General features: G+C 59.2%; 9 protein-coding genes. 4 read left to right on the forward strand and 5 right to left on the reverse strand.

Going from position 1 to position 6,859, the window contains the following annotated elements; all coding sequences use genetic code 11:
• Positions 1–547 (forward strand): alpha/beta hydrolase (locus AB4043_RS19345; RefSeq protein WP_442307816.1); only part of this gene is annotated, 547 nt, incomplete at its 5' end.
• Positions 548–715: 168 nt separating this feature from the next.
• On the opposite strand, the gene AB4043_RS19350 is transcribed toward AB4043_RS19345, so the two are convergent.
• From AB4043_RS19350 to AB4043_RS19360, 3 genes are read right to left on the reverse strand one after another with little or no spacing between them, the layout of a single operon-like run.
• Entirely contained in the window at positions 716–2,074 is a 1,359-nt protein-coding gene (locus AB4043_RS19350) for a sensor histidine kinase (RefSeq protein ID WP_442303128.1), read from the reverse strand.
• A 19-nt stretch (positions 2,075–2,093) separates the two neighbouring features.
• A complete protein-coding gene (locus AB4043_RS19355) occupies positions 2,094–2,393 on the reverse strand; it encodes a winged helix-turn-helix domain-containing protein (protein ID WP_442307817.1) in 300 nt (99 codons plus the stop codon).
• On the reverse strand, positions 2,333–2,659 hold the full coding sequence (locus AB4043_RS19360) for a response regulator (protein WP_442307818.1): 327 nt from the start codon (positions 2,657–2,659) through the stop codon (positions 2,333–2,335). The genes AB4043_RS19355 and AB4043_RS19360 overlap by 61 nt, the downstream gene beginning before the upstream one ends.
• A gap of 225 nt (positions 2,660–2,884) precedes the next feature.
• On the opposite strand from AB4043_RS19360, the gene AB4043_RS19365 reads away from it, so the two are divergent.
• Positions 2,885–3,358, forward strand: a complete 474-nt coding sequence (locus AB4043_RS19365) for a hypothetical protein (protein WP_442303126.1) — start codon at positions 2,885–2,887, stop codon at positions 3,356–3,358.
• 114 nt (positions 3,359–3,472) lie between these two features.
• Here the strand turns inward: AB4043_RS19365 and AB4043_RS19370 are convergent, their stop codons facing one another.
• Positions 3,473–4,381, reverse strand: a complete 909-nt coding sequence (locus tag AB4043_RS19370) for a LysR family transcriptional regulator (RefSeq protein ID WP_442303125.1) — start codon at positions 4,379–4,381, stop codon at positions 3,473–3,475.
• A gap of 117 nt (positions 4,382–4,498) precedes the next feature.
• Between AB4043_RS19370 and AB4043_RS19375 the strand changes: the two genes are divergently transcribed.
• Both AB4043_RS19375 and trhO read left to right on the forward strand, forming a co-directional pair.
• Entirely contained in the window at positions 4,499–5,479 is a 981-nt protein-coding gene (locus AB4043_RS19375) for a hypothetical protein (protein ID WP_442303124.1), read from the forward strand.
• Between the two features lie 110 nt (positions 5,480–5,589).
• Positions 5,590–6,027, forward strand: a complete 438-nt coding sequence (gene trhO / locus AB4043_RS19380; protein ID WP_442307819.1) for an oxygen-dependent tRNA uridine(34) hydroxylase TrhO — start codon at positions 5,590–5,592, stop codon at positions 6,025–6,027.
• A 6-nt stretch (positions 6,028–6,033) separates the two neighbouring features.
• Here the strand turns inward: trhO and AB4043_RS19385 are convergent.
• The coding region (locus AB4043_RS19385; protein WP_442307820.1) for an alpha/beta hydrolase at positions 6,034–6,859 on the reverse strand (826 nt) is incomplete at its 5' end.

The following is a 6,859-nucleotide window of genomic DNA, read 5'->3' on the forward strand; positions in this document are numbered from 1 at the left end:
TCCTGCCGCCGGGCCGTTGGAGCAGGCACAGGACGTTGCCAAAGCCCTCGGTGTTGTACAGGCTAAGGCGGCCTCCTGGGGAGCAGATCCAAATCGTATCGTTCTGATGGGGCATTCGGCCGGCGCGCATCTCGTCGATCTCCTCAGCACGTCGCCTACGCTGATTGCAGGACAGGGAGCCAAGCCATGGCTGGCGACCGTATCGCTCGACACCGCGACGCTCGATCTTGTGGAGACCATGCAGCACCCTCACTACCGTCTCTATGACAATGCCTTCGGCGACGATCCCGCGTACTGGAATCAGAACTCACCGATGCAGCAGCTTACCCGGACTCCCATGCCGATGCTTCTAATCTGTTCCACCATTCGTCCCGACCATCCATGCCCGCAGGCCGAGAGGTTTGCTGCGAAGGTGAAGTCGCTCGGCGGCAGGGCGGAAGTTGTGCCACAGAATCTTTCGCACATGCAGGTAAACGCCAACCTCGGCCTTCCCGGTGCATACCCTGACGCAGTCGATGCATTTCTACAGAAGCTGGGACTTCCGTAGGTTCCACCAATAAAGTTCCGTAAGTCAGAAACATATGCATCAGGCATCACAGTGATCGATGGGATATTAGCCCTGGGTTTTCCTTGCCATCACGATAACGGCCCAGGGCTGAAGCCCAATCTTTGCAGGCTCTACTCAGCGGGCTGAAGCCACTGCTCCCACCTAACCTCACCCTTGCATCACCGGGAAATGCATCGTCACCTCCAGGCCGCCTTCCACACGGTTGCAGGCTTCCATGGCGCCTCCGTGTAATTCCACAATCCGCTGGCTGATGGAAAGCCCCAGCCCGGCACCGCGTCCGCTCTGTTCCCTCGATGCCGATACGCGAAAGAACGGCTCGAATAGATGCGGTAGAGCATGCGCGGGAACGCCTTCGCCTTCATCGATCACACGTATCGTCGCCACCTGTCCGGTTGGTGTCTCGCCCGAGAGTGTGACATTCACTTCAATCCCGGTGTGCCGCGGTGTATGTTGAATCGCATTGCGGACGACGTTCTCAATGCAGCGCTCCAGCAGGTTGGCATCGCCCTGCATCATCAGCTCATCGACTCCGGTCTGCACCAATGTCTTCTGCTCCGGTCTGCCTTCAAACGCAGCGTCTTCCAGAACGCGGCGGACCATGCTGGAAAGATCGATCCGGTCTTTCCGCGAGTTGCGCTCTGAGGCCTCCATGCGGCTGAGTGTGAGCAGTTCCGAGATCAGTGCCTCAAGCCGCTGAAGATCGCCTTCCATGCGTGATGCTGCGTCGGTATCGCCTCGCCTGACCAATTCCGCAGACAGGGTCAGCCGGGCCAGGGGCGATCGAAACTCATGCGAGATATCGCGCAGTAACGTCTGTTGCCGTTCGATCAATCTCTGTACACGGTCAGCCATGCGATCGAAGTCAATGGCAAGCTCGCCGAGCTCGTCGTTGCGTGGCCCCATCACTGGGGTGGCGCGCGCCTTCAGATCGCCCGCAGCAAAACGTCTGGCCGCACCCTGCAGGGTACGGATCGGCCGCGTGAGATAGTGGGCCATCAGGAAACAGAGCAGACTCGCAACCACCAGACCGGCGGCAATCCGTGCCAGCAACGCGGCAGGCTGAAACGCAATCCGTGCCCTTCGTCTCGGGTGCTCTAACGCAACGAAGACATACTCTCCCCGGTTGCCGTGGATCGGTATCGCCGATGTCCAGGTCTGGACATCGTTTTCGCTCCGTCGGCTGAACCGCTCTCTGGCCAGCACGGCATCGGTTGCCGCAGGAATCCTGTGAGAGCCAAGCAGTGCCCCGTCTGGGCCCAGCAGCGCACCTTCTATTCCAGATCCCTGGATATCCGTGAGGTAGTTGTTCAGAGTGGGTGGGCCGCCATGCTCATACAGTTCGACCGCGGTCTGGCCATACCAGGTGAGCGAGTTCGCCAGCCACACGCGCAGCAGTGGACGAGTTCCCAGAGTGGCGTTCACCGCGCCAACCGCGATGAGCACCAGCAGCGATGAGGCCCAGAACGACAGAAAAACCTTGCCGAATATCCTCGGGAACAGCCTCATCGGAATTGGATGACCCACCCTAAACATGAGGACTCCCGGTATAGCAGTAGCCCACACTACGGATATTCCGTATGCGCTCTCTGCCATCGGCATGGGGGCCGAGTTTTCTACGCAGGTTACTCATATGGTTATCGATACTGCGATCCACCGGACCGATCGGGCGCCCCAGGGCGTGCTGAGAGAGATCGTCGCGCGTGACACAATCGCCTGCACGGCGAAGCAGTACAACCAGCAGATCGAACTCTGCTGAGGTCAGGTCTATCGAAGCCCCATGACGCAACGCGCGCCTGTAGGCGACTTCGACCGTGATATCGCCCACAACAAGGATGTCTGCGGGTGCCTGGGGGCTGCTCTGGCGCGGAGGTCCCGCAACAGCGCACGGCCGTCGCCTCCCGGCAGCATGATGTCGAGTACGACAAGGCGGTGTCTGCCGGAGAGGGCTTCGGCAAGCCCGCTCGCTACATCGTGCCGCATCGTGACGGCAAACTGCTCCATCTCCAGCAGAGAACGCAGCATGCCGCACAGCTCGATATCGTCATCAATGACAAGCAACGATGGCGCGTCGCTGTGTTCCATCTGCATCATCGCCAGATCCGCCAGAAGTGAATTTTGTCTCGCTTATAAAAACACGAAGCAAAGGCATCGGTTGCTATTGCGCCTTGTAATCCGACAAATCCTTACAAATGGGTACGTCGTCCGGAGCCGACATAACCTTACACTTCTGCCCCGCGACCATTTCCATGCCCTCGGTTCTCACACAATGTCGGCAGCACATCTGCCGCCGCACGTTGTATCTCAAGGAGACACATCATGAACAGACTTACAGTCATCGCGGCCGCCCTTGCTCTGAGTACGGGAATGGTACAGGCGCAGAGCAGCACCACCACAACCACCGTGACCGGCGCCAACGGGCAGACCGCGACACGTACCGCAACCCGCGGCAATGGCCAGACAAACGTTACCGTTACGGGTCCGGACGGACAGACAGCCACCCGCACTACTGATCACTATGCCGGCGGCAACTCGACCACCGTTACCGGGCCAAATGGACAGACTGCTTCGCGTACCGTAACCGGCCGCGGCACAGGCGATGTGAATGTTAGCGCAACCGGACCCAAGGGGCAGACTGCGACACGGAATACGCAGCGTTATGCCGGCGGTAGTTCCACTACGGTGACCGGACCGAACGGCAACTCTGCAAACCGCACGGTCGTTGGCCGTGGCACGGGCAATGCTGTTGTCACTCGCTCAGGGCCGCGTGGAACAGCTGTCCGTCATCGCTAGAGCATTTTCCTGTAGGTGTAGTGCAGGGCTTGTGCATCCATGGACGTTTTCCGCAATGAAAACGCCGCTGCACGCTCCTCCCGGGACACCCAGCAACAGGAAAAATGCTCGAGACTAGATCCTTCCGCCAATCTCTCTCATCGTGGCTCGGAGCCAGGTGTGCGCGGCATCCGTGTTCAGGCGCGGATGCCACGTCATCACATAGCGGAAGGTGCTGATCTCGGCGGGCGGCTTCAGTATCTTGATCGCTGGGTTGGAGATGGCGCCCGCCATGAACTTCTTCGGGATCGTGGCCATCAGCTTCGTTCCCGCAACGCAACGTACGGCCGCTTCGAAGTACGGCACATGGACTGCGATCTGGCGCTTGTATCCTTTGGCCGCCAGAGGCTTGTCAGGCGCGACCTGAATCCCACCCTGAATACTGACGCAGATATGCTCGGCCTGAAGATACTGCTCCAGGCTCATCGCCTTCTTCGACGGATACTTCGCATCGACGACGCAGACGAACTCCTCGTCAAAGATGGTCTGGCTCTGCAAGGGTGAGGGAGCCTCCACGATGCTGGCGGCAAAGGTCAGATCCACGCTGCCATGTCTTACTTCGTCAAAGGTCCCGCTGTGCCATGCGACAAACTCGAAACGCACCTTCTTTGCTTTCGGCAGCACCTCGCGGCAGAGCGCAGGAATCAGGACGGCGGCTCCATTGTCCGTCACAGCAATCCGGAAGTTCGCCTGTTCGTTCGCTGGGTCGAAGTTTGAGCCGCTCAGCAGACGGTCCAGCTTCGGCAGCATGACCTCCAGCTCACTCAACAGACGCTGCCCTTGTGGTGTGAGCTCGTAACTCCCAGCCGATCGAACAAAGAGATCGTCATGGAACATGTCGCGCAGCCGCTGTAAGGCTCGGCTCACGGCCGGTTGGCTCAGCAACAGCCGTGTCGCGGCGCGCGAAACGTTTCTCTCTTCGGCAAAGACAGCGAAGACAACCAGAAGATTGAGATCGGCCTGTCGCAGTTGCGTCAAACGCATACGTACTATTTGTACGATGTTCCGGGTGTATGGGGAATGCCCCCTCAATTAGTCATGGTCATAGTGGTAATTACACGTTAGCCTTGATTGCCAAGGAGCACAGGAGACCAGTTCCCGATGACAACGGCTGCACCTGTATCTGTCCAAACCATCAAGCTCTCGCTTCGCCAGCGGATCACCCCTGGCCTCATCGGTCTGTTCTATCCGGTCCTGGTCTGGAGTATTGCAGCGTGGTCGCCCTTTGCGCTGCTGCTGACGCTGCTGGCGCCGGCAGCGTGTCTCTATCTTGCATTTCGGTTGGCGCAGACCAATACCTATCGCCGTGCGACCAGGATCGCTTACTTCGCCATCGGTGCACCGGCGCTCTACAGCTTCCTGGGCGGCTGGCTCGATTCGCAGCGGTGGATTCCCTATCGCGCCAACGGTGTCTGGGTTCTGCTGTGGTGTGCCCTTCTGCTCCTGACACTGATCGAGCGGCCGGTGGCCGCTGACAATGCCCAGGCGCGCCCAGCAAAGCTGGCGATTGCACACGGAATCTCCGCGGCACTCATCACCGTCTTCGCCGTCGTCCACCTCACCAACCATCTGACAGGAGTTCTCGGTGGCTCAACGCACATCGCTGTTATGCGGCATCTGCGTGTGGTCTACCGCGCACCGGTGGTGGAGGGCGTACTCCTCACCTGCGTTCTCTTCCAGGTTGCGAGTGGCTGGGTGCTCCTCGCCTACAGGACACGCAAGCCATTCTCCGGTTGGATCGACACGGTACAGAACGCCTCCGGAATGTATCTTCTGCTCTTCTTTGCATCGCACGTAAGCGCGGTGATGCGGGCCAGATATCTTCGCCACATCGACACCAACTGGGTCTGGCTGACTGCCGATAACCTGCTCAAGGATCCATGGAGCGTTCGCCTGGTACCGTACTACTTCCTCGGCGTTCTCGCCCTCGCGGTGCATGGCGCCTGTGGCGTGCGCCATGTTCTGCTGGAGCATGAGCGGCCTCACCTCGCAGATCGGGCATTCGCGGCGATCGTCGCAGGAGGCGGGGTCGTTGCCGTCGTGATTATCGTGACGCTCGTGGCGGGATCGTTGTCGCATTGAGGCCTATGCTTGTCGAAGACCGGAGTGTGTCTACGGATCCTGAATAACCACCAGTTTCGTGGTGAATTTGTTGATATGCTCCGGCAACCAGCAACTATGATTAAAGGAGCGTGACCTACACCATCGCAGCCTTTTACCGGTTCCTCTCTATCGCGCCCGGTACCTATGTTCAACCCGATGACTGGAACGAACTGATCGCGCAGCAGGATGTCCTGGTGCTCGATACCCGCAACAGCTACGAGACAGAGGTCGGCACCTTTGAAGGAGCAGTACTGCCGCRGACGGCCAGCTTCTCCGAGTTTGCCGCGTATGTCCGCCAGAACCTTGATCCGGCAAAGCACCGCAAGGTAGCGATGTTCTGCACCGGCGGCATCCGCTGCGAGAAGGCGTCCGCCTTCATGCTGCAGGAAGGTTTTGAAGAGGTGTATCACCTGCGCGGCGGCATCCTGCGCTACCTGGAACAGGTACCCACGCAGGAGAGTAAGTGGCAGGGACAGTGCTACATCTTCGATAAGCGCATGGTCGTCAGCCCGGAAGACTTCCAGTAAATAGCTTCAGAACTTATATCCCTTCCATAGATACTCCAACGCCTCCGCCAGCGTCTGCTGTTTCACTGTCCTATCGGTATGCCCGGCGTTGCGAGCGAAGACGAACTGGTAGTGGTAGCCCKTCGCCTTTAGCACCCGCGCCATGTTTTCAKTAGCCACCACCCAGTCATGCATGTTGTCGCGCATGGCATTGGGGTTCAGATGATCGCGGTCGCCTACCTCCATCCACAGACGGATCGGCTTCCGTGCAGATTGCGGGATCAGGTGTTCATGGAACTCCCACGCTCCATGCGGAGTCTTCGGATCGCTGGGCCACTGCTGGTTCACATATGTGCCGGAGTAGGTCAGCACGCGATGATAAAGCTCGGGGTGGTACCAGGCCATGATCAGCGCGCATGATCCGCCTGAGCTTCCGCCCATGGTGGCGCGGGCTTCCGGATCGTGCGTCAGCTTCACATGAAACTGCGCCTCCACCTTCGGTAAAACTTCCTGCTCGACGAACTCTGCGTAGCGCCCCGACATGGTGTCGTACTCGAGACCACGTTCGCTGCCTTGGGCATCGCCACTGCCATTTGAGATGGAGACGGCAATCATCGGCGGAACCTTGTGTGCGGCAATCAGCGAGTCGAGCACGGTGAAGAGCAGCGTATCCGGTCCGTCAGCGCCGACGATGAAGGGCGCGGCTGTTCCGGCCACATACTGCTTCGGTACATAGACAGTGACCTTGCGTGTATAGGGAGCGGGATGGCTGGTGGTGACGATCAGCTTCGCCGGATCATTCGGATCGGGAGTGCCAAAGGTATTCGGCTCCCGTGCAATGCCCGGATAGATC

Source organism: Terriglobus sp. YAF25, from assembly GCF_052113305.1.
Lineage (GTDB): Bacteria > Acidobacteriota > Terriglobia > Terriglobales > Acidobacteriaceae > Terriglobus.